This is a genomic window from Adlercreutzia faecimuris (assembly GCF_022669055.1).
GTDB classification, from domain to species: domain Bacteria; phylum Actinomycetota; class Coriobacteriia; order Coriobacteriales; family Eggerthellaceae; genus Enterorhabdus; species Enterorhabdus faecimuris.
In genome coordinates this window covers 278407-299069 of record NZ_JAJMLW010000002.1, presented here as the reverse complement: position 1 = coordinate 299069, position 20663 = coordinate 278407, and the positions used below count along the sequence as shown (strand labels likewise).

19 protein-coding genes are annotated in these 20663 nt (G+C 70.9%); all 19 read left to right on the top strand.

The features are described 5' to 3' along the window. Position 1: 1 nt before the first annotated feature. The 19 genes from LPT13_RS06460 (at position 2) to LPT13_RS06370 (ending at position 20659) form a co-directional block, all read left to right on the top strand. Positions 2-853, top strand: a complete 852-nt coding sequence (locus tag LPT13_RS06460) for a thiamine pyrophosphate-dependent enzyme (protein ID WP_242164773.1) — start codon at positions 2-4, stop codon at positions 851-853. Next, positions 850-1386, top strand: coding sequence for a 2-oxoacid:ferredoxin oxidoreductase subunit gamma family protein (locus LPT13_RS06455; RefSeq protein WP_242164771.1), 537 nt, complete (start codon positions 850-852; stop codon positions 1384-1386). The genes LPT13_RS06460 and LPT13_RS06455 overlap by 4 nt, the downstream gene beginning before the upstream one ends. A gap of 1 nt (position 1387) precedes the next feature. Next, positions 1388-1951, top strand: coding sequence for a helix-turn-helix domain-containing protein (locus LPT13_RS06450; RefSeq protein ID WP_242164769.1), 564 nt, complete (start codon positions 1388-1390; stop codon positions 1949-1951). 51 nt (positions 1952-2002) lie between these two features. After that, positions 2003-3676 carry an AMP-binding protein gene (locus LPT13_RS06445; protein ID WP_242164767.1) on the top strand — a complete coding sequence of 558 codons (1674 nt, stop codon included), beginning with the start codon at positions 2003-2005 and terminating at the stop codon, positions 3674-3676. A 369-nt stretch (positions 3677-4045) separates the two neighbouring features. After that, complete coding sequence (gene pyrR, locus LPT13_RS06440; protein ID WP_242164765.1) at positions 4046-4642, top strand: bifunctional pyr operon transcriptional regulator/uracil phosphoribosyltransferase PyrR; 597 nt, start codon at positions 4046-4048, stop codon at positions 4640-4642. A gap of 3 nt (positions 4643-4645) precedes the next feature. Further along, the gene (locus LPT13_RS06435; protein WP_242164763.1) at positions 4646-5590 is read left to right on the top strand and encodes an aspartate carbamoyltransferase catalytic subunit; all 945 of its coding nucleotides are present in this window, start codon (positions 4646-4648) and stop codon (positions 5588-5590) included. After that, entirely contained in the window at positions 5574-6866 is a 1293-nt protein-coding gene (locus tag LPT13_RS06430) for a dihydroorotase (protein WP_242164761.1), read from the top strand. Before LPT13_RS06435 ends, LPT13_RS06430 begins: the two co-directional genes overlap by 17 nt. Before the next feature lie 360 nt (positions 6867-7226). After that, positions 7227-8207 carry an ABC transporter substrate-binding protein gene (locus LPT13_RS06425; protein WP_242164759.1) on the top strand — a complete coding sequence of 327 codons (981 nt, stop codon included), beginning with the start codon at positions 7227-7229 and terminating at the stop codon, positions 8205-8207. 24 nt (positions 8208-8231) lie between these two features. Then, entirely contained in the window at positions 8232-9230 is a 999-nt protein-coding gene (locus tag LPT13_RS06420) for a FecCD family ABC transporter permease (RefSeq protein ID WP_242164757.1), read from the top strand. Then, entirely contained in the window at positions 9223-10227 is a 1005-nt protein-coding gene (locus LPT13_RS06415) for a FecCD family ABC transporter permease (protein WP_242164755.1), read from the top strand. Before LPT13_RS06420 ends, LPT13_RS06415 begins: the two co-directional genes overlap by 8 nt. A gap of 13 nt (positions 10228-10240) precedes the next feature. Continuing rightward, positions 10241-11245 carry an ABC transporter ATP-binding protein gene (locus LPT13_RS06410; RefSeq protein ID WP_242164753.1) on the top strand — a complete coding sequence of 335 codons (1005 nt, stop codon included), beginning with the start codon at positions 10241-10243 and terminating at the stop codon, positions 11243-11245. A gap of 883 nt (positions 11246-12128) precedes the next feature. Further along, positions 12129-13487, top strand: a complete 1359-nt coding sequence (gene carA, locus LPT13_RS06405) for a glutamine-hydrolyzing carbamoyl-phosphate synthase small subunit (RefSeq protein ID WP_242164751.1) — start codon at positions 12129-12131, stop codon at positions 13485-13487. Beyond that, positions 13488-16718 (top strand): carbamoyl-phosphate synthase large subunit, encoded by a 3231-nt coding sequence (gene carB, locus LPT13_RS06400; protein WP_242164749.1) that lies wholly within the window; start codon positions 13488-13490, stop codon positions 16716-16718. A 127-nt stretch (positions 16719-16845) separates the two neighbouring features. Beyond that, positions 16846-17646: a dihydroorotate dehydrogenase electron transfer subunit gene (locus tag LPT13_RS11830; protein ID WP_242164747.1), complete on the top strand. Its 801-nt coding sequence runs from the start codon at positions 16846-16848 to the stop codon at positions 17644-17646. Then, positions 17646-18578, top strand: coding sequence for a dihydroorotate dehydrogenase (locus tag LPT13_RS06390; RefSeq protein WP_242165339.1), 933 nt, complete (start codon positions 17646-17648; stop codon positions 18576-18578). The genes LPT13_RS11830 and LPT13_RS06390 overlap by 1 nt, the downstream gene beginning before the upstream one ends. Next, positions 18572-19324 (top strand): orotidine-5'-phosphate decarboxylase, encoded by a 753-nt coding sequence (gene pyrF, locus LPT13_RS06385; RefSeq protein WP_242164745.1) that lies wholly within the window; start codon positions 18572-18574, stop codon positions 19322-19324. The genes LPT13_RS06390 and pyrF overlap by 7 nt, the downstream gene beginning before the upstream one ends. A 178-nt stretch (positions 19325-19502) precedes the next feature. Next, positions 19503-19811, top strand: coding sequence for an integration host factor, actinobacterial type (gene mihF / locus LPT13_RS06380; RefSeq protein WP_242164743.1), 309 nt, complete (start codon positions 19503-19505; stop codon positions 19809-19811). A 7-nt stretch (positions 19812-19818) separates the two neighbouring features. After that, positions 19819-20391 (top strand): guanylate kinase, encoded by a 573-nt coding sequence (gmk, locus tag LPT13_RS06375; RefSeq protein WP_242164741.1) that lies wholly within the window; start codon positions 19819-19821, stop codon positions 20389-20391. Positions 20392-20398: 7 nt separating this feature from the next. Continuing rightward, on the top strand, positions 20399-20659 hold the full coding sequence (locus tag LPT13_RS06370) for a DNA-directed RNA polymerase subunit omega (RefSeq protein WP_242164739.1): 261 nt from the start codon (positions 20399-20401) through the stop codon (positions 20657-20659). Positions 20660-20663: the final 4 nt, after the last annotated feature.

Sequence of the window (20663 nt, the reverse complement as noted above, 5' to 3'; positions counted from 1 at the left end):
AATGGCGAACGACGCTGAGGCCAAGGTGGTCTTCGAGCGCCCCCACGCGCTCCTCCCCGTGGTGACGAACTACTGCCCCGGCTGCACCCACGGCATCGTGGAGCGCCTGGTGGCCGAGTGCCTCGACGAGCTGGACGTGGAGGGCGACGCCATCGGCGTGGCCCCGGTCGGCTGCTCGGTCATGGCCTACGACTTCTTCGGCTGCGACATGATCGAGGCGGCCCACGGCCGCGCGCCGGCGGTCGCCACCGCCGTGAAGCGCGTGCACCCCGATGCCGTCGTCTTCGCCTACCAGGGCGACGGCGACCTCGCCTCCATCGGCATGGCCGAGACCATCCACACGGCCACCCGCGGCGAGAACATCACCGTCATCTTCATCAACAACGCCATCTACGGCATGACCGGCGGCCAGATGGCCCCCACCTCGCTGCCCAACCAGGTCACCCAGACGAGCCCCTACGGCCGCGACGTGGCCACGGCGGGCTACCCCGTCCGCGTGGCGGAGCTCCTGAGCTCGCTCGACGGCGTGGCCTACCTCGAGCGCGTGTGCGTCGACAGCCCCAAGAACGTGCGCAAGGCCAAGAAGGCCATCAAGAAGGCCTTCGAGACCCAGGTGGCCGGGCGGGGGTACTCGCTGGTGGAGGTCGTGTCCACGTGCCCGACCAACTGGGGCCTCACCCCCCAGGAGGCCTTCGCCTGGATGCGCGAGAACATGCTGCCCTACTACCCGCTGGGCGTGTACAAGGACGTGGTGGCCGACGGCTACGCCGACGCCGCCGAGGCGGCCCGCGCCCGCGCGGCGGCCTGCCCGCTCGTGAACCCGGACGCGTCCGAGGAAGGAGGCGCCCGATGAGCGCAGAGCTGAGGATCGTGCTGGCCGGCTTCGGCGGCCAGGGCGTGCTGTTCGCCGGCAAGGTGGCCGCCTACGCCGGCCTCATCGACGACCGCGAGGTGTCGTGGCTGCCCTCCTACGGGCCCGAGATGCGCGGCGGCACCGCCAACTGCTCGGTGACGCTGTCCGACGAGCCCATCGGCAGCCCGCTGGTGACCACGCCCGACGTGCTCGTGGCCCTGAACCAGCCCTCCTACGACAAGTTCGTCGACGAGGTGCGCCCCGGCGGCGTCATCGTGGCCGACACCTCGATGATCGCCGATATGCGCGTGCGCGACGACGTGGAGACCTTCGGCGTGCCGGCCACCAAGATGGCCGAGGAGGCGGGCCTCAAGGGCCTGGCCAACATCGTGCTTCTGGGCAAGCTCTTCGCCGTCACGGGCTTCTGCAGCCGCGAGACGCTCGACGCCGCCATCGAGAAGTGCGTGCCGCCCCGCAAGGCCGCCCTCATCGAGAAGAACAAGCAGGCCGTCGACCTGGGGATGGGAGCCTAGCATGACCGACGACGTGGAGAAGAGCCTGGCCGACATCGGCCTGCGCATGGAGGGCCTGCGCGAGGCCTGCGACGTGACGGTGGAGGAGATGGCGGCCGAGCTGGCCGTGAGCCCCAACACCTACCGCGCGTGGGAGGAGACGGGCGTCGACGTGCCCATATCCGCCCTCTACCACATGGCGCGCAAGTTCGGCGTCGACCTGACCGAGCTTCTGACCGGCACGGCCGCCAAGCTCGACACCTTCCACGTGGTGCGCCGGGGCGAGGGCCGCAACGTCGACCGCTTCCCGGGGTACCGCTACGACGATTTGGCCTGGCGCTACCGCGAGAAGATCATGCAGCCGCTGCTCGTCGTGCTCGACCCCACCGACGAGCCGGCGGAGCTGGTGACCCACCACGGCCAGGAGTTCAACTACGTGCTGGAGGGCACCGTCGTCGTCACCATCGGCGACCAGGACCTGGTGCTCAACGCCCGCGACAGCGTCTACTTCAACCCCGAGATCCCCCATGGCCAGCGCTGCGGCGGCGACGTGCCGGCCACCTTCGTCACCATCATCGCCGAGTAGCGCGCCGGCGCGCGCACCGACCCAGGAAAGCGAGAACCGAGGAACCACACCATGAACCACGTGCTCAAGAAGTACTGCCCGCGCATCGACTTCGACTCCTACGAGGACTTCGCCGAGAACTTCCGCATCGACGTCCCCGCCGACTTCAACTTCGGCTTCGACGTCGTCGACGAGTGGGCCCGCGTCGAGCCGGGCAAGCGGGCGCTGGTATGGTGCGACGACGCGGGGGAGGAGCGCACCTTCACCTTCGCCGACATCTCGCGGCTGTCCAACCAGGCGGCCAACGCCTTCAGGGGGATGGGCATCGGCAAGGGCGACGTGGTCATGTGCATCCTGCGGCGGCGCTGGGAGTACTGGGTGTGCGCGGTGGCGCTGTGCAAGCTGGGCGCCGTGGTCATCCCCGCGACGCTCCAGCTCACCAAGAAGGACGTGGCCTACCGCGTGAACAGCGCCGACGTCAAGGCCGTCGTGTGCGTCGACGACGACTACGTGTGCTCCCAGGTGGAGGCGGCGCTCCCCGAGTGCCCCTCGATCATCGGGCGGCTCGTCGCGGGCGGCTCGCGCGAGGGCTGGGTCGACTTCGACGCGCTCATCGCCGGCGAGCCCGACGTCTTCGAGCGCCCGACGGGGGAGGACGGCGTCACGTCGTCCGACATCATGCTCATGTACTTCACGAGTGGCACCACGGGCAACCCCAAGGCGGTCGAGCACAACTTCGCCCACCCGCTCGGCCACATCATCACGGCCAAGTACTGGCAGCAGGTCCAGGAGGACAAGCTGCACATGTCCGTGACCGACTCGGGCTGGGCCAAGTTCGGCTGGGGCAAGATCTACGGCCAGTGGATCGCCGGCGCCACCATCTTCGCCTACGACATGGACAAGTTCGTGCCCGCCAAGCTGCTCCAGAAGATCCAGGACTACCGGCTGACCACCTTCTGCGCGCCGCCCACGATGTACCGCTTCATGCTCCAGGAGGACGTGGCCGCCTACGACCTGTCGAGCGTCGAGAACTTCGCCACCGCCGGCGAGCCGCTGAACGCCGAGGTGACGCTCGCGTGGGAGCGCCTGACGGGCAAGAAGATACGCGAGGGCTTCGGCCAGACCGAGGGCCCGGTGCTCCTGGCTACCTTCCCGTGGGTCGAGCCGCGACCCGGCTCCATGGGCAAGCCCTCGCCGCTTTTGAACGTCAAGCTGCTCGACGACGACGGTGAGGAGGTGGCCGACGGCGAGGAGGGCGCCATCTGCGTGACGGGCCTCAGGGAAGCCTACCCGCCGGGGCTCTTCGTCGGCTACTACGGCGACGAGGAGAAGACGGCCGAGGCCGTGGGCGGGAACTACTACAACCTCCACGACATGGCCTGGCGCGACTCCGACGGCTACTGCTTCTTCGTGGGCCGCAACGACGACGTCATCAAGTGCTCGGGCTACCGCATCGGCCCCTTCGAGGTGGAGAGCGCGCTTGTGGAGCACCCGGCCGTCGTCGAGTGCGCCGTCACCGCCGCGCCCGACCCCATCCGCGGCAAGGTGGTGAAGGCCACCATCGTGCTCGCGCGGGGCTACGAGCCCTCCGACGAGCTCACCCGCGAGCTCCAGAACCACGTGAAGAGGACGACGGCGCCCTACAAGTACCCGCGCATCGTCGAGTACACCGACGAGCTGCCCAAGACCATCGGCGGCAAGATCAAGCGCAAGCTCATCCGCACCAACGACGGCATCGAGGACTAGCGGCGAGAGGGGGCGTCCCGGGCAGGGGCGCCCCCTCTCGCCTGTGGCGCCCCGAGGGGGGCGCTCCTGCCGCATCCGCGCGCGAGGGCGCCCGGCGCCGGATCCCGCCCCGCGTCCCTTCCCCAAAAAACACAACTTCGGGGGTTGCGCTTCGGCGACGCGGGGCCCATACTGGCAGCGTCCTTTAAATGCGGTACAGAGAGACCGACAAGGCACGCACCATACGCCCCCGCGGGGGCACGACGGAGGAAGCCTTGGCCCGAAGGGGACGGGGCTTGTTTTTTGCCCTGGGCCCGACGCGCCGGGCCGGTATCCGCAGGGTACGGCCGGTTTCGCCTGTACGCACTTTCGATGGAGAAGGGAGTGTGTATGAACGATACGGGAACCGTCAAGTCCATCTGCATGGACGCCGATGAGATCGAGCGGTCGCTGACGCGCATCGCGCATCAGATCCTCGAGACCAACAAGGGAGCCGAGGGGCTGGCCCTGGTCGGCATCGTCACGCGCGGTGACCTGCTCGCCAAGATGCTGGCGGCCAAGATCGACGAGATCGAGGGGGTGGAGGTGCCCCTGGGGGCGCTCGACATCAGCTTCTACCGCGACGACTTCATGACCCACTTCGCGCCCGAGGTCCACTCGACCGACATCCCGTTCGACATCGACGGCAAGACCGTCGTGCTCGTCGACGACATCCTCTACACGGGCCGCACCATCCGCGCCGCGCTCGACGCCCTCATGGACATCGGACGTCCCGCCGCCGTGCAGCTGGCGGTCCTGGTGGACCGCGGCCACCGCGAGCTGCCCATCCGCGCCGACTACGTCGGCAAGAACGTGCCGTCCTCCTCCGACGAGAACGTGCGCCTGTTCCTCGAGGACATCGACGGCACCTCGGCCGTCGAGATCCTGGCCATGGGCCCCGGCGACCGCGCCGGCGCCGCACCCATCCAGAAGACCGGAGGTGAGTAGGGGATGGCCTTTTCCCACAAGCATCTGATAGACATCACCGAGTACTCCGCTGACGACCTCATGCTGATGCTCGAGACGGCGGAGAAGTTCAAGCAGGTCAACGAGCGCCGCATCAAGCAGGTGCCCACGCTCAAGGGCTTCACCGTGGTCAACATGTTCAACGAGCCGTCCACGCGCACGCGCTCGTCCTTCGAGATCGCCGAGAAGCGCCTGAGCGCCAACTCGCTCAACTTCGGCGGCTCGTCCACCTCCACGGTGAAGGGCGAGAGCCTGGTGGACACGGTGGAGACGCTGTGCGCCTACAAGATCGACTGCATCGTCGTGCGCGACAAGCACGCCGGCGTGCCCCGCAAGATCGCGGACGTGTCCGGCGTGTCGGTCATTGACGCCGGCGACGGCAAGCACCAGCACCCCACCCAGGCCCTGCTCGACCTCTACTCCATCTGGGAGCGCAAGGGGTCCTTCGACAACCTGCACGTGGGCATCGTGGGCGACATCGGGCATTCCCGCGTGTGCGGCTCGCTCATCCCGGCCCTCAAGACCATGGGCTGCGAGGTGACGGTCATCGCCCCGCCTACCCTCATGCCGGCCCGCCCCGACGTGCTCGGCGCCGACCACGTGACCTTCGACTTGGACGAGGCCCTGCCCGAGCTCGACGTGGTGTACATGCTGCGCATCCAGCGCGAGCGGCTCGAGGGCGCGCCCTACCCGTCGCTGCGCGAGTACAACCAGCTCTTCGGCCTCACCCGCGAGCGCGACCGGCTCATGAGGCCCGACGCCTGCGTGTGCCACCCCGGCCCCATCAACCGCGGCGTGGAGCTCGACAGCTTCATGGCCGACCACCCGGGCCGCTCCATCATCCTCGACCAGGTCTATGCCGGCGTGCTGGTGCGCATGGCCGCTCTCTATCTTCTGCTAGGAGGTTCCAACGATGGCTTTGATGCTTAAGGGCGCCCGCCTCATCGACCCCCAGGTCGGCCTCGACGAGGTGGCCGACATCCTCATCCGCGACGGCGTGATCGTCGAGATCGGCCATGACCTGGCCATGGAGAAGGGCGTCGAGCGCGACCTCTCCGGCAAGGTCGTCGTCCCGGGCCTGGTGGACATGCACGTGCATCTGCGCGAGCCGGGCTTCGAGCAGAAGGAGGACATCGCGTCGGGCACCCGCGCGGCGGCCCACGGCGGCTTCACCGCGGTCTGCGCCATGCCCAACACCTCGCCCGTCATCGACAACGCGCTCGGCGTGGAGTACGTCAAGGCCCGCGCGGCGGCGGTGGGGAAGTGCCGCGTCATCGTGGCCGGCGCCTGCTCCAAGGGCCTCGGCGGCGACACGCTCGCCGACATGGGCGACATGCGCGCCCACGGCGCCAAGGCCTTCACCGACGACGGCCGCGGCATCCAGGACGCCGGCATGATGCGCCGCGTCATGGACTACGCCAAGCAGTTCGACCTGCCCGTCATGGTGCACTGCCAGGACGACGGCCTGGTGGGCGAGGGCCAGGTGAACGAGGGCGTCGCGTCCACGCGCCTGGGCATGCTCGGCTGGCCGGCCGAGGGCGAGGAGATCGAGATCGCCCGCGACATAGCGCTCTGCCGCCTGACCGGCTGCGCGCTGCACGTCCAGCACGTGACCACCGCCCGCGGCCTGGACCTGGTGCGCGCCGCCAAGGCCGAGGGCCTGCCCGTCACCTGCGAGGTGACCCCGCACCATATGTTCCTCACCGAGGACGCCATCGGGCCCGACTACCCCACGGCCCTCAAGGTGAACCCGCCCCTGCGCACGGCCGCCGACGCCGCGGCGCTCATCGCCGGCGTGGCCGACGGCACGGTGGACGCCATCGTCACCGACCACGCGCCCCACACCGACTGGGAGAAGGATCGCGAGTTCGAGCTGGCGCCCTTCGGCATGACCGGCCTGGAGACGTCGCTTGGCCTGGTGCTCACCCACCTGGTGCGCGAGGGCGTCATCGGCTACGAGCGGATGGTCGAGCTCATGGCCGTGGCCCCGCGCGCCATCCTGCACGAGGAGCCCGTCACCCTCGCGGCCGGATCCGTGGCCGACCTGACGGTCATCGACCCCGAGGCCGCCTGGACGGTGGAGGCCGGCGGCTTCTGCTCCAAGGCCAACAACTCCGGCTTCGTCGGCGCCGAGCTCGTCGGCCGCGCCACCGACACCTACGTGGGCGGCTACGCCACCATGGAGGACGGCGCCATCGTCGAGTAGCGCGCTTACGCGACATACCCGAAGGCCCCGCGGGCCCCGCCGGATGGCGGGGCCCGCGGGCGTCTGGGGGCGCGGCCTGCGTCCCGTCCCCCTTCTCTTGGCGCGGCCTGCGGGCCGTCCCCCTTCTCTTGGGGCGGGGACAGGACGCCTACGGTCTGGCTTCGGGGCGGTGACGGGGCTCCGACGGCCGCGAGGCGGCGCGTACAATGGGCGAGTGGCCTGCTGTTTCCCCTGGTGAGATAAGGGTAACCCTCCTTGTGGAGAAAAAGTAAACCAATGCTAATTTATAGGCAGATAAGTTATATTAGGTGAACAAATAGATGAAGGCGCGCTCGCGCCGCCCCGTGTGAAAGGAACCCCATGAAGTCGATGACCCGTCGCTCCTTCGCGGCCCTGCTGGGAACCGCGGCCCTCGCCATCCCCCTAGCCGGCTGCTCCTCGGGCGAGGGATCGGCCTCCTCGGCCGGCTCCAACGCGGGCGCCTCGGATAAGCCCGCGCAGGGTACGCGCACCGTCGACACCGACAAGGGCCCGGTGGACATCCCCGTCGACCCGCAGGTCATCGTTAGCGACTACTACCTCGGCGAGTTCCTCGCCGTGGACGTGAAGCCGGTCATCGCGAGCCCCTACGCGCTCGACAACCCCTTCCTCGCGGGGCTGTGCGACGGCATCGAGCCGCTCAACACCGTGTCGGCCGAGACGTCCCTCGAGATGATCGCCGAGAAGCAGCCCGACCTCATCGTCACCATCACCGAGGCCGACTACGACAAGTACGCCAAGATCGCGCCGACGGTCTACGTCGCCGACGGCACGCGCAGCGACGAGGAGCTGTTCCGCTACCTCGCCTCCCTCGTCAACCGCGAGGAGGCCGCCGACGCCTACCTCGCCGAGTTCAACGACCGCGCCGCCACGGTCAAGGACGAGATGGTGCGCATCGTGGGCGACCGCACCGTGTCGATCATGGAGGTGTGGCCCCAGGAGATCTACGTCATGGGCAGCCACTTCGCCCGCGGCGGCTCCATCCTCTACGACAGGTGGGGCCTCAAGGCGCCCGAGGCCATCCAGGGCCCGATGGTGGACGGCGACGAGGCCTACCAGGTCATCTCCGTCGAGGCGCTGCCCCAATACGCCGGCGACTTCATCTGCTACGGCGTGCTCGACGGCGCCGACAGCGCGTACGTGGACGACTCGCAGCTGTGGCAGAACCTGCCGGCCGTCCAGGCCGGGCGCGTGATGCCCTACGAGCAGGTGGCCTTCATGCACCGCGACCCCATCACGCTGAGCCACCAGCTCGAGGCCTTCACCGACTTCTTCCGCGCCCACGCCGGCGACGCGGCCTAGGGACGAGGGGAGCGGGGAAGCGCCGTGGCGCGCCTGAGGACAACGCTCGTCATCGCGGGGGGAGCCGCGGCGGTCGCCCTGGCCGCCGGGCTCTCCCTGTTCCTCGGCTCCACGCCCATCCCGCCCGACCAGGTGATCGCCGCGCTCCTGAGCCCCGATATGGCCGACCAGGAGCAGGTGGCCGTGCTCGAGCTGCGCGGGCCGCGCACCCTGGGCTGCATCCTCGTGGGCGCCGCCTTCGCCGTGGCCGGCGCCGTCATGCAGGGGGTCACCCGCAACCCGCTGGCCGACTCGGGGCTGCTCGGCATCAACGCGGGCGCCGCCTTCGCGCTGGCGCTTTGCCTGGCGCTGCTGCCGGGGATGAGCTTCGCCGGGGTGGTGGGCTGCTCCTTCGTCGGCGCGGCGCTCGCGCTGGCCGTGGTCTACGGCGCCGTGAGCTTCCGCCGCCGCGAGGTCGACCCCGTCCGCCTCGTGCTGGCCGGCTGCGCGGTGGGGCTGTTCCTCACGGCGCTGGCCCAGGGCGTCGCCATCTTCTTCAACGTCGGCTACAGCCTCACGTTCTGGACGGCCGGCGGCGTGGCGGGCATCCGCGCGGGCACGCTCGCGATGGCGGCGCCCTTCCTCGTGGCGGGGCTCGTCGCCGCCTGCCTGCTCGCGCGGCGCGTGGCGGTGCTCTCGCTGGGGGAGGAGGCGGCGCTCGGGCTGGGCGTCCCGGTGACCCGCGTGCGCACGCTCTGCCTCGTGGCGGTGCTGGTGCTGGCCGGCGCCGCCGTGGCGCTGGCGGGGCCCGTGGCCTTCGTCGGCCTCATGGTGCCCCATGTGGTGCGCCGGTTCGTCGGCGCCGACTACCGCGCCGTCATCCCCGCCTCCATCGTCGGCGGCGCGCTGTTCATGCTGCTGGCCGACGTCATCGCGCGCACCGTCATGGCGCCCTCCGAGGTGCCCATCGGGCTCATCTTCGCCGTCATCGGCGTGCCGTTCTTCATCTGGTGCGCCCGCAGGGAGGAGGCCGGCCTTGGCTGACGCGCGCCAGGCGGCCCGGTCGGCCGTCGTCCTCATCGTGCTGGCCGCGCTGGCGGCCGCGGCGCTCTGGGCCGACGTGAACGCCGGCTACCGCAGCATCTCCCTCGAGGAGCTCGGCCAGGTCATCGCGGGCACGGCCCCGCAGTCGCTCGCCTACACGCTCGTGGAGCTGCGCCTGCCGCGCGTGCTCACCGCGCTGCTCGTCGGCGTGGGGCTGTCGCTGGCGGGCTGCCTGCTGCAGGGCGTGTCGCGCAACGACATGGCCGACCCGGGCGTGCTTGGCGTCAACGCCGGGGCGGGGCTGCTCGTGGCGGCCTTCATCGTCTTCGTGCCCGCGGGCCTCGTCCCCTCCGCGGTCGCGCTGCCCGTGCTCGCCTTCGCCGGGTCGCTCGCCGTGGCGCTGGCAGGTTGGCAGCTGTCGGTGGTGCGCGGCGCGTCGTCGCCGGCGCGTCTGCTGCTCATCGGCGTGGCGCTGGCCACGGGGCTCGGCAGCGTGACCTCGCTGCTCATGCTGCGCATGGGCGACGGCGACTACGCCTTCGTGCAGAACTGGATAGCGGGCAGCATCTGGGGCGCCAGCTGGCAGGGCGTCGCCATGCTGGCCGTGGGCCTGGGCGCGCTCGCCCTCGTGGCCCTGCGCGCCGCGCGCACCCTAGACGTGCTCGCCCTCGGCGAGGTGGCCGCGACGGGCCTGGGCGTGGACGTGCGTCGGTCGTCCCTCGGCCTTCTGGCCGTGGCCGTGGGCTGCTCGGGGCTGTGCTGCGCCGTCGGCGGCGGACTCACCTTCGTGGGGCTCGTCTGCCCGCATCTGGCCCGGCGCCTGGTGGGGCCGCGCCACCGCGTGCTCATCCCCGCGACCATCCTGGTGGGCGCGGTGCTCATGCTGGCGGCCGACATCATCTCGCGCACGCTGATCATGCCCAACGAGATCCCCGTGGGCATCGTGGCCGCCGTCATCGGCGCGCCGTACTTCCTGTACCTGCTGGCCAAGGCGTAGAGAGGAGAGGGCGATGGGGAAGAGAAGCGAGGAGCGCGCCCGCCGCGCGGTCGCCGCGCAGGTGGGCGCGATGGCCGCCCAGGCGGCGGGCGGGGCCTCGGCGGAGGCGGGCGCGGGGGCCCGCGGGGCTGCCCGGGCCGAGGCGCCCGATCTGACAGCCGAGGCGGGAGGGCCCGTCCTCTGCGAGGGCTGCGACAGCGCCTGCGACCGCTTCGCCGACGCGGCCCTGCGCGGCGAGAGCGTCTCGGTGGGCTACGGCGACCGCGTCATCATCGAGCCGATGGACGTGGCCGTGCCCGCCGGGCGCGTGACCGCCGTCATCGGCCCCAACGGCTGCGGCAAGTCGACGCTGCTCAAGGCGCTCGCCCGCACGATGCCCCTGCGCGCCGGCGCGGTCTACCTCGACGGACGCGCCATCGCCAAGCTTCCCACGGCCGAGGTGGCGCGCCAGATGGCGCTCCTGCCCCAGGCGCCCCAAGCGCCCGGCGGCCTGACCGTGGGCGAGCTCGTGGCCTACGGGCGCTACCCGCACCAGCGCGGCTTCGGGCGCCTCACCGCCGACGACCGCGCCCTCATCGACTGGGCGCTCGACATCACGAGCCTGGCGCCGCTGGCCGACCGCGCCCTCGACGCGCTCTCCGGCGGCCAGCGCCAGCGCGCCTGGATCGCGATGGCGCTGGCCCAGGACACCGGCCTCATCCTGCTCGACGAGCCCACCACCTACCTCGACATGGCCCACCAGCTCGAGGTGCTCGAGCTCCTGCGCGACCTCAACCGCGACCAGGGCAAGACCATCGCGCTCGTCATCCACGAGCTCAACCTGGCCGCCCGCTTCGCCGACTGGATGATCGCGATGCGCGGCGGGGCCGTGCGCGCCGCCGGCACGCCCGGCGAGGTGATGACCCCGGCGATGCTGCGCGAGGTGTTCGGCCTCGACGCCCTCGTCGAGCCCGACCCCTGGACGGGTCGCCCCTCCCTCGCAAGCTACCGCCTGGCGCGCGAGGACGCAGGCCGCTAGGTGACGCCGGCTCCGCGGGCCGCTGGCAGCCGGCATCCCCGTGCCGACGGGCCCGTCGGCACAGGTGCCCCTGCTCCTGCTTGCCCCGATTCCGCCGCCTGGCTTCCCCGCAGATGCGATATCTCAGCTTTTTGTCCAGGGAGATGGACAAAAACCGGCGATCTCGCATCTGCATGGACAAAAAGCCGAGATATCGCAGGTGATTGCCATGACGAAACATGGGGCTGGGAAGAGCGCGAGGCCCTGAGCTGGGAAAACGCAGAGGGGAGCGAGCAGCTGCCGTGAAACAGGCCCTCAATGGCTGCGAGAACGCGGTTTTTTGTCCATGATGGTATCGCTCATCAATTAAGCGGAGATGGCGAAGGCCAAGGAAGGCGAGCCAGAGCGGGGTGATCCGGCGCGAGCCGAGGCGGGAGGCAAGGCGATGGGGGAAGGAGGGGCGGTGCGACCCGACCCACACCGAGGCAGGGGGCGATGCGGTGCGGGCCAGGACGGGGGCGAGGCCAAGGCGGGCGGGAGGAGCGGAAGGGCGGTGCTGCCGCCGGCTCGCCGCGCCGGTGGCGCCGCTTACGCGCCCGGGCGGGGAATTCCCCGCTTCTCGCTCATATTCGCGGCCGGGCGGCGTATACTGTCGGACAGCCTTTAAGGCGGTACAGAGAGACCGACAAGGTGCGCGACACGAAAACCCAACCCCACCACCAGTGCGCCCTCGTCCGTGACGGGGGCGTTTTCGCGCCCGGGCCCGGGGGACGGCGGCCGGGCCGGACGCAGGGACGCCGGCGCGCGGCCACCCGGGCCGGACGCAGGGGCACCGGCCGCGGCAGCACGCGGCAGCGGCGAGCGGATGGGGAGGGCGGTCGCCCGAGAGAGAAGGGAAGATGCCTTGAGCGAGATATCCGAGAGGCTGCTGGCGGGCACGAGCAAGCCCGCGCGCGGCCGGGCCGTGCTGGCGCTGGAGGACGGCGCCGTGTTCGAGGGCACCGCCGCCGGTGCCGAGGGCGAGGTGTTCGGCGAGATCTGCTTCAACACGTCGCTCGAGGGCTACCTGGAGGTCATCACCGACCCCTCCTACGCCGGCCAGATCATCACCATGACCTACCCGCAGATCGGCAACTACGGGGTGAACCCGGACGACTGCCAGTCCGACGCGCCGGCGCTGCGCGGCCTCGTCGTGCGCGATATGTGCGCCACGCCGTCCAACTGGCGCTCGGCCATGAGCCTGCCCGACTTCCTCGCGCGCCACGGCGTCGTGGCTGCCGAGGGCATCGACACCCGCGCCCTCGTGCGCCACATCCGCGACCACGGCGCCCAGCGCGCCGTGCTCTCCACGACAGACGCCGACGCGGCCTCCCTCGTCGCCAAGGCGCGCGCGAGCGAGTCCATCGTCGGCGTGAACCTGGCCGCCACCGTCTCGCGCGCCGAGCCCGCCGCCTTCACGGCCGCCGACCTGCCGGAGAGCCAGCGCTTCGCCCTGGCGGATCCGGCCGCGCCCCGCTACAAGGTCGTCGCCTACGACTGCGGCGCCAAGCGCTCCATCCTCGAGAACCTCGTGCGCGTCGGCTGCGACGTCACCGCCGTGCCCTGGGACACCCCGGCCGAAGAGGTGCTGGCCTTGAACCCCGACGGCGTGTTCCTCTCCAACGGCCCGGGCGACCCGGAGGCCGTCGAGGGCACCTACCGCCAGGTGGAGCAGCTGCTGGGCAAGGTGCCCGTCTTCGGCATCTGCCTGGGCCACCAGATGATCTCCAAGGCCTGCGGGGCCGTCATCGAGAAGCTCAAGTTCGGGCACCGCGGCGGTAACCAGCCGGTCATGAACCTGCGCACCGGGCGCGTGGAGATCACCGCCCAGAACCACGGCTTCGGCCTGGTCTTCCCCTCCCTGGGCCCGCTCGTGCCGGAGCTCTCGGCGGGGTTCCGCGGCCATGAGGACGACCTGCGCTTCTGGGCCAAGGCCAAGTGCGCGCCCGTCGTCGCCAACGAGCGCTTCGGCCGCATCCAGCTTACCCACGTGAACCTCAACGACGGCACGGCCGAGGGCATCGCGTGCCTGGACATCCCCGCCTTCAGCGTGCAGTACCACCCCGAGGCCTCGCCGGGCCCCACCGACGCCCACTACCTGTTCACCGCGTTCACGCGCCTCATGGACGGGCGGGACGACTACCTGGACATCGATATAGCGACCGACCGCCTGGGCGGCTGGCGCTTCGCCGAGGACGCCGGCGCGGAAGGGAGCGTGGCCTAAATGCCCAAGCGCGAAGACATCAAGTCCATCCTCGTCATCGGGTCTGGCCCCATCGTCATCGGCCAGGCCTGCGAGTTCGACTACTCCGGCGCCCAGGCCTGCAAGGTGCTCAAGGAGGACGGCTACCGCGTGGTGCTCGTCAACTCCAACCCGGCCACCATCATGACCGACCCGGGGCTGGCCGACGCCACCTACGTCGAGCCCATCACCGCCGAGTTCGTCGAGAAGGTCATCGAGCGGGAGCGCCCCGACGCGCTGCTGCCCACCCTCGGCGGCCAGACCGGCCTCAACACCGCGGTGGACCTGGCCAAGTCCGGCGTGCTGGAGCGCTACGGCGTCGAGATGATCGGCTGCGACCTGCCCGCCATCGAGCGCGGCGAGGACCGCAAGCTCTTCAACGAGTGCATGGCCGAGCTCGGCGTCGAGACGGCCCGCTCGGGCTACGCCTACTCGGTGGCCGACGCCGAGGCCATCGTGGCCGACCTCGGGTTCCCCGTGGTGCTGCGCCCCTCGTTCACGCTCGGCGGCGCCGGCGGCGGCATCGCGCATGACCTGGACGAGCTGCGCCTCATCGTGTCCCAGGGCCTCGAGCTGTCGCCTGCCGGCGAGGTGCTTGTCGAGGAGTCCATCGAGGGCTGGAAGGAGTTCGAGATGGAGGTGATGCGCGATGCCGCGGGCAACGGCATCATCATCTGCTCCATCGAGAACCTCGACCCCATGGGCGTGCACACCGGCGACTCCATCACCGTGGCCCCGGCCCAGACGCTCTCCGACGTGGAATACCAGCGCATGCGCGTGGCGTCGCTGGCCATCCTCGAGAAGATCGGCGTCGAGACGGGTGGCTCCAACGTGCAGTTCGCCGTGAGCCCCGACAACGGCCGCATGGTCATCATCGAGATGAACCCCCGCGTGTCGCGGTCCTCGGCGCTCGCGTCGAAGGCCACCGGGTTCCCCATCGCCAAGGCGGCGGCGAAGCTGGCCGTCGGCTACACCCTCGACGAGATCACCAACGACATCACCAAGGCCACGCCGGCCTGCTTCGAGCCCTCCATCGACTACTGCGTGGTGAAGGTGCCGCGCTTCGCCTTCGAGAAGTTCCAGGGCACCGACGACACGCTGTCGACCCGCATGAAGGCCGTCGGCGAGATCATGGCCATCGGGCGCACCTTCGAGGAGGCGCTCGGCAAGGCCATGCGCTCGCTCGAGAACGGCCGGGCGGGCCTCGGCGGCGACGGACGCGGGCCCGAGTCCGCCGTCAGCGACGCCGAGCTGGACGACCTGGTGGCGCGTCCCACGGCCGAGCGCATCCTGTACCTGGCCGAGGCCCTGCGCCGCGGCCGCTCGGTGGAGGCCGTGCATGCCGCCACGGGCATCGACCCGTTCTTCCTGCACCGCATGGCCGACATGGTGGCCGTGGAGCGGGCCCTTGCCGGCATGCGCCTGGAGGACCTCGACCACGACGCGTTCCTCGTGGCCAAGCGCTACGGGCTCTCCGACGCGCAGATCGCGCACCTGACCGGCTCCGACGAGCTCACCGTGCGCACCTGCCGCAAGATGTGCGGCGTGCGCCCGGCCTTCAAGACGGTCGACACCTGCGCCGCGGAGTTCCCGTCCTCGACGTCCTACCACTACAAGACCTACGACGCCGCCGAGTCCGAGGTGGCGCCCAAGGAGCGCCGCCGCGCCATGATCCTGGGCGCGGGCCCCAACCGCATCGGCCAGGGCATCGAGTTCGACTACTGCTGCGTGCACGCGAGCTACGCCCTTGAGGCCGCGGGCTTCGAGACCATCATGGTCAACTGCAACCCCGAGACGGTGTCGACCGACTACGACACCTCCGACAAGCTCTACTTCGAGCCGCTCACCTTCGAGGACGTCATGGACATCGTCGACGTGGAGCAGCCCGACGGCGTGGTGGTCACCCTCGGCGGGCAGACGCCGCTCAAGCTGGCCCGCGCGCTCGAGGCGGCCGGCGTGCCCATCCTGGGCACGAGCCCCGAGGCCATCGACCTGGCCGAGGATCGCGACCGCTTCTCGGCCATCCTGGACGAGATGGGGATCACCTACCCGGCGGCCGGCATGGCGTCCACCTTCGAGGAGGCCTGCGCCGTGGCCGACCAGATCGGCTTCCCCCTGCTCGTGCGCCCCAGCTACGTGCTCGGCGGGCGCGGCATGGCCATCGTCTACGACGGCGCCCAGCTCGAGAAGTACATGGGCGAGGCCGCCCGCATCTCGCCCGACCACCCCGTCTACCTCGACCGCTTCCTGGAAGGCGCCGTGGAGGTGGACCTCGACGCGCTCTGCGACGGCGAGGAGGTCTACGTCGGCGGCATCCTCGAGCACATCGAGATGGCGGGCATCCACTCCGGCGACTCGGCCTGCTGCACGCCGCCCTTCGCGCTGTCCGAGGCCGTCCAGGCGCGCCTGCGCTCCATCGCGCGCCGCCTCGCCCTGCGCCTGGGGGTGGTGGGCCTCATCAACATCCAGTTCGCCATCAAGGACACGGTGATCTACGTCATCGAGGCCAACCCGCGCGCCAGCCGCACGGTGCCCTTCGTGTCCAAGGCCACGGGCGTGCCGCTCGCCAAGCTCGCCGCCCGCGTCATGGCGGGGGAGCGGCTGGCCGACCTCGGGCTTCCCGCCGACGATAGGCGCCTGGACTACTTCAGCGTCAAGGAGGCCGTCATGCCCTTCGGCCGCTTCCCCGGCGCCGACGTGGTGCTCGGGCCCGAGATGAAGTCCACCGGCGAGGTGATGGGCATCGCCCGCAACTTCCCGGCCGCCTACACCAAGACCCAGCTCGCCATCAGCTACGCGCTGCCCACCGGCGGCACGGCGTTCCTCTCGGTCAACGACCGCGACAAGCGCGAGCTCGTGCCCATCGCCCGCGACATCGCGCGCCTGGGCTTCTCCATCGCCGCCACCGAGGGCACCGCGCGGGCCCTGCGCGCCGTGGGCGTGGAATGCGAGGAGGTCGGCAAGATCCACGAGGGCTCGTCCTCGATCATGGACCGCATCGCCGCCGGCGAGATATCCTTCATGATCAACACGCCCTTCGGCACGGCCACCCGCGGCGACGGCTACGAGCTGCGCATGGCCGCCGTGCGCCACGGCGTCACCTACGTCACCACGCTCGCCGGGGCCCAGGCCATGGTGGCCGGCATGGAGGTCGTCCGCGACGCCGGCCTGGCCGTGATCGCCCTCCAGGACCTCCCCCAGTGGGAGGGCTAGGCCCGCGCTAGGGGAGGGCCCTGCCCCTCCCCGGCGAGGCCCGGCGAAGGCGGGCGGGCCGGCGGCCCTGGTACAATACCCGCAGCGTCCCCTGAGACAGCGCCCCGCGGGGCGGGAAAGGACGGAAGTGAACCACCTTGTCAACGAGCACGCGCCCCTCCTCGTCAACGAGGAACTCGGGCGCGGCATCTGGCTCATGACCGTGGAGGCGCCCGCCATCGCGGCGGGGGCGCGGCCGGGCCAGTTCGTCCACGTCCGCATCCCCGGCATGGACGACCACATCCTGCGCCGCCCGCTCGGCATCTACGCCGCCGACGCGGCCGCGGGCACCGTCGACATGATGTACCAGGTGCTCGGCTTCGGCACGTCCCGCATGACCGAGCTCGCGCCCGGCGCGGCCGCCGTCGAGCTGATCGGGCCCGTCGGCCGCGGCTGGCAGCCGCCCGAGGACGCGCGCCGCGCCTTGCTCGTGGCCGGGGGCGTGGGCTCGGCGCCCCTGCACCCGCTCGCCTGCGAGCTGGCGGCGGCCGGGGCGGACGTGACCGCCGTTTTGGGCGCCGGCACCGCCGAGGCCCTCGTGGCCCGCGAGCGCTTCTGCGCCGCCCTCGGCCGCGAGCCGCTCTGCTCCACCGACGACGGCACCTACGGCCGCGCCGGCTTCTGCACCCCGCTCGTCGCCGAGGCCCTCGAGGAGGCGGCGGCCGAGGGGCGCCCCTTCGACTACGTCGCCTGCTGCGGCCCCGAGCCGCTCATGCGCCTGGTGGCGGGGCTTGCCGCCGAGGCGCGGGTGTTCTGCGAGGTGTCGCTCGAGCGCCGCATGGCCTGCGGCGTGGGCGCGTGCCTGTCATGCGTGGTCGACACCGTGGACGGCAAGCGCCGGGCCTGCGTGGACGGCCCGGTGTTTCCCGCCGAGGAGGTGGTGTGGTGATGCAGCGCGTCCCCCGCGAAACCAACGTGAGGCTGGCCGTCGACCTGGGCGGCCTGGCCATGAGAAACCCCGTCACCACGGCCTCGGGCACCTTCGGCGCGGGACGGGAGTACCACGACTTCGTCGACGTGGCCGCGCTCGGCGCCGTCACCACCAAGGGCGTGTCGCTTCACGGCTGGGAGGGCAACGCGAGCCCCCGCATCGCCGAGGTGCCCTCCGGCATGCTCAACTCCATCGGGTTGCAGAACCCCGGCGTCGACCACCTCAAGGCCCATGAGCTGCCCTGGCTCGCCGAGGTGGGCGCCACCGCCGTCGTCAACGTGTCGGGCCACAGCTTCGACGAGTACGTGGCCGTCATCGAGGCGCTCGAAGAGGCGCCGGTGGCCGCCTACGAGGTGAACATATCGTGCCCCAACGTCGATGCCGGCGGCATGACCATGGGCTGCCACGTCCCCTCGGTCGAGAAGGTGGTGGGGATGTGCCGCGCGGCCACCGCGCGCCCCCTCATCGTCAAGCTCACGCCCAACGTCACCGACGTGGCCGAGATCGCCCGCGCCGCCGAGGCGGCCGGCGCCGACGCGGTGTCGCTCATCAACACGCTGCTCGGCATGGCCGTGGACGCCCGCCGGCGCCGCCCCCAGCTCGCCCGCGTGGTGGGCGGGCTGTCCGGCCCGGCCGTCAAGCCCGTGGCGCTGCGCATGGTGTGGCAGGTGGCCCGGGCCGTGAGGGTGCCTGTGCTCGGCATGGGCGGCATCTCATGCGGCCTCGACGCCGTGGAGTTCATGCTGGCCGGCGCCACCGCCGTGGCCGTGGGCACCGCCAACTTCGCCAACCCCCACGCCACGGTGGACGTGATCGACGGCATCATCGACTACTGCGAGGAGCAGGGCGTCGCCGACGTCAACGAGCTGATTGGAGCCCTGGAATGCTAGAGAACAACTTGAATCCCGACTTCCGCGCGCTACCCGCCAAGGACCGCGTCATCGTCGCGCTCGACTGCAACACCGGCTGGGAGGCCATCGTCATGGCCGACGCGCTGGTGGGGAAGGCGTCGTGGGTGAAGGTGGGCATGACGCTGTACTACGCCGAGGGCCCCGCCATCATCCAGATGTTCAAGCGCCGCGGCTTCAAGGTGTTCCTGGACCTGAAGTTCCACGACATCCCGCACCAGATCGAGGGCGCCGCCCGCTCGGCCACGGCCGCGGGCGCCGACATGATCACCATGCACACCGTGGGCGGCCGCGCCATGATGGAGGCCGCCCAGCGCGGCGCCGAGCTCGGCGCCGCCGACGCGGGGCGCTCAGTGCCGGCCACCCTCGGCATCACGGTGCTCACCTCCATGGACGCCGGGGCCCTGGCCGAGACGGGCGTCACGCGGCCCCTGACCGACCAGGTGGCGGCCCTGGCCGAGCTCGCGCGCCTCTCGGGCATCTCCGGCGTGGTGGCCTCGCCCCTCGAGGCGGCCATGCTGCGCGAGACGCTCGGCCCCGACGCGTTCATCGTCACCCCGGGCGTGCGCCCCACCGGCGCCGAGCTGGGCGACCAGAGCCGTGTCATGACGCCGGCCGAGGCCTTCCGCGCCGGCTCGTCCCACATCGTGGTCGGTCGTCCCATCACCCAGGCCCCCGACCCCGTGGCCGCCTTCGACGCCATCGCCGCCGAGCTCGAGGGGCTGTAGGGGGCGCCTGGGGCGCGAAGCCCCAGCCTGTGCGGGTATTTTGTAGTGGATTTGCGGAATTCCCCCCGTTTGGGGGCCATTTTCGCCGGGCGCTGCCCATAATGGCCCCAGTACCGAGCATGGCTCGCGCCTGTCCGCGCGCGCCTCAAGACCGTTCGGAGAGAAGGAGATACACCCCATGGCTATTCCCCAGCTGAGCCCCGAGGCCCGCGCCGAGGCGCTCGAGAAGGCCAAGGCCGCCCGCATCCGCCGCGCTGAGGTCCGCGACGAGCTCAAGGCCGGCAAGCTCACCATCGAGCAGGTGCTCGACCTGCGCGACGACCCGGTCGTCGGCCGCATGAAGGTGTCCACCCTCATCGAGACGATGCCGGGCTATGGCAAGGCCAAGGCCGAGAAGGTCATGCGCGAGCTGCAGATCGCCGAGAGCCGCCGCCTGCGCGGCCTGGGGGAGCGCCAGCGCGCCGCCCTGCTGGAGCGCCTGGGCTAGCCCGTCCATGAGACGCGGAAATCTGTTCGTCATCTCGGGGCCATCAGGTGCCGGCAAGGGCACGCTGGTGGCCCGTCTCTTGCAGGAGGTGCCCGACGCCTGGGTGTCCGTCTCGGCTACCACGCGCGCCCCGCGCGCGGGCGAGGCCGACGGCGTCCAGTACTTCTTCAAGACCGAGGACGAGTTCGCCGACGAGGTCGCCCGCGACGGCCTCCTGGAGTGGGCCCGCTACGCCGGCAACTGCTACGGCACGCCGCGCGCCTCGGTGGAGGCGCACATGGCCGCCGGCGAGCAGGTCATCCTGGAGATCGACGTGCAGGGCGCCTTCCAGGTGCGCGACAAGATGCCCGAGGCGCGCCTCGTATTCATCGAGCCGCCGTCGCTTGAGGTGCTCGAGGAGCGCCTGCGCGGACGCGGCACCGAGACCGACGAGGTCATCGCCCGCCGCATGGCCGCCGCCGAGGTGGAGCTTTCCCAGAAAATGAAGTATGATATACGGCTGGTGAACGACGACCTGGACGACGCCGCCCGGGCGCTGGTCGCCTACGTGAACGAGCAAGCCGAGAGACCGCGAGGATAACCAACCCATGAGCATCATCGAACCCAAGATCGACGTCCTTCTGGGCGAGACCGACAACGACCGCTTCCTGCTGTGCGCCCTGGCGTCCAAGCGCGCCCACGACATCAACGACATGATGCGCGGCCAGCGCGACCGCGCCATCCAGCTGCAGACCGCCGTCGAGATCGCCCGCGCGGCCGACAAGAAGCCGCTGTCCATGGCGTTTTCCGAGGTGGCCCGCGGCGAGGTCTCCTTCAACCCGGAGTCCATCGACGTCAAGAACCACTAGGCCC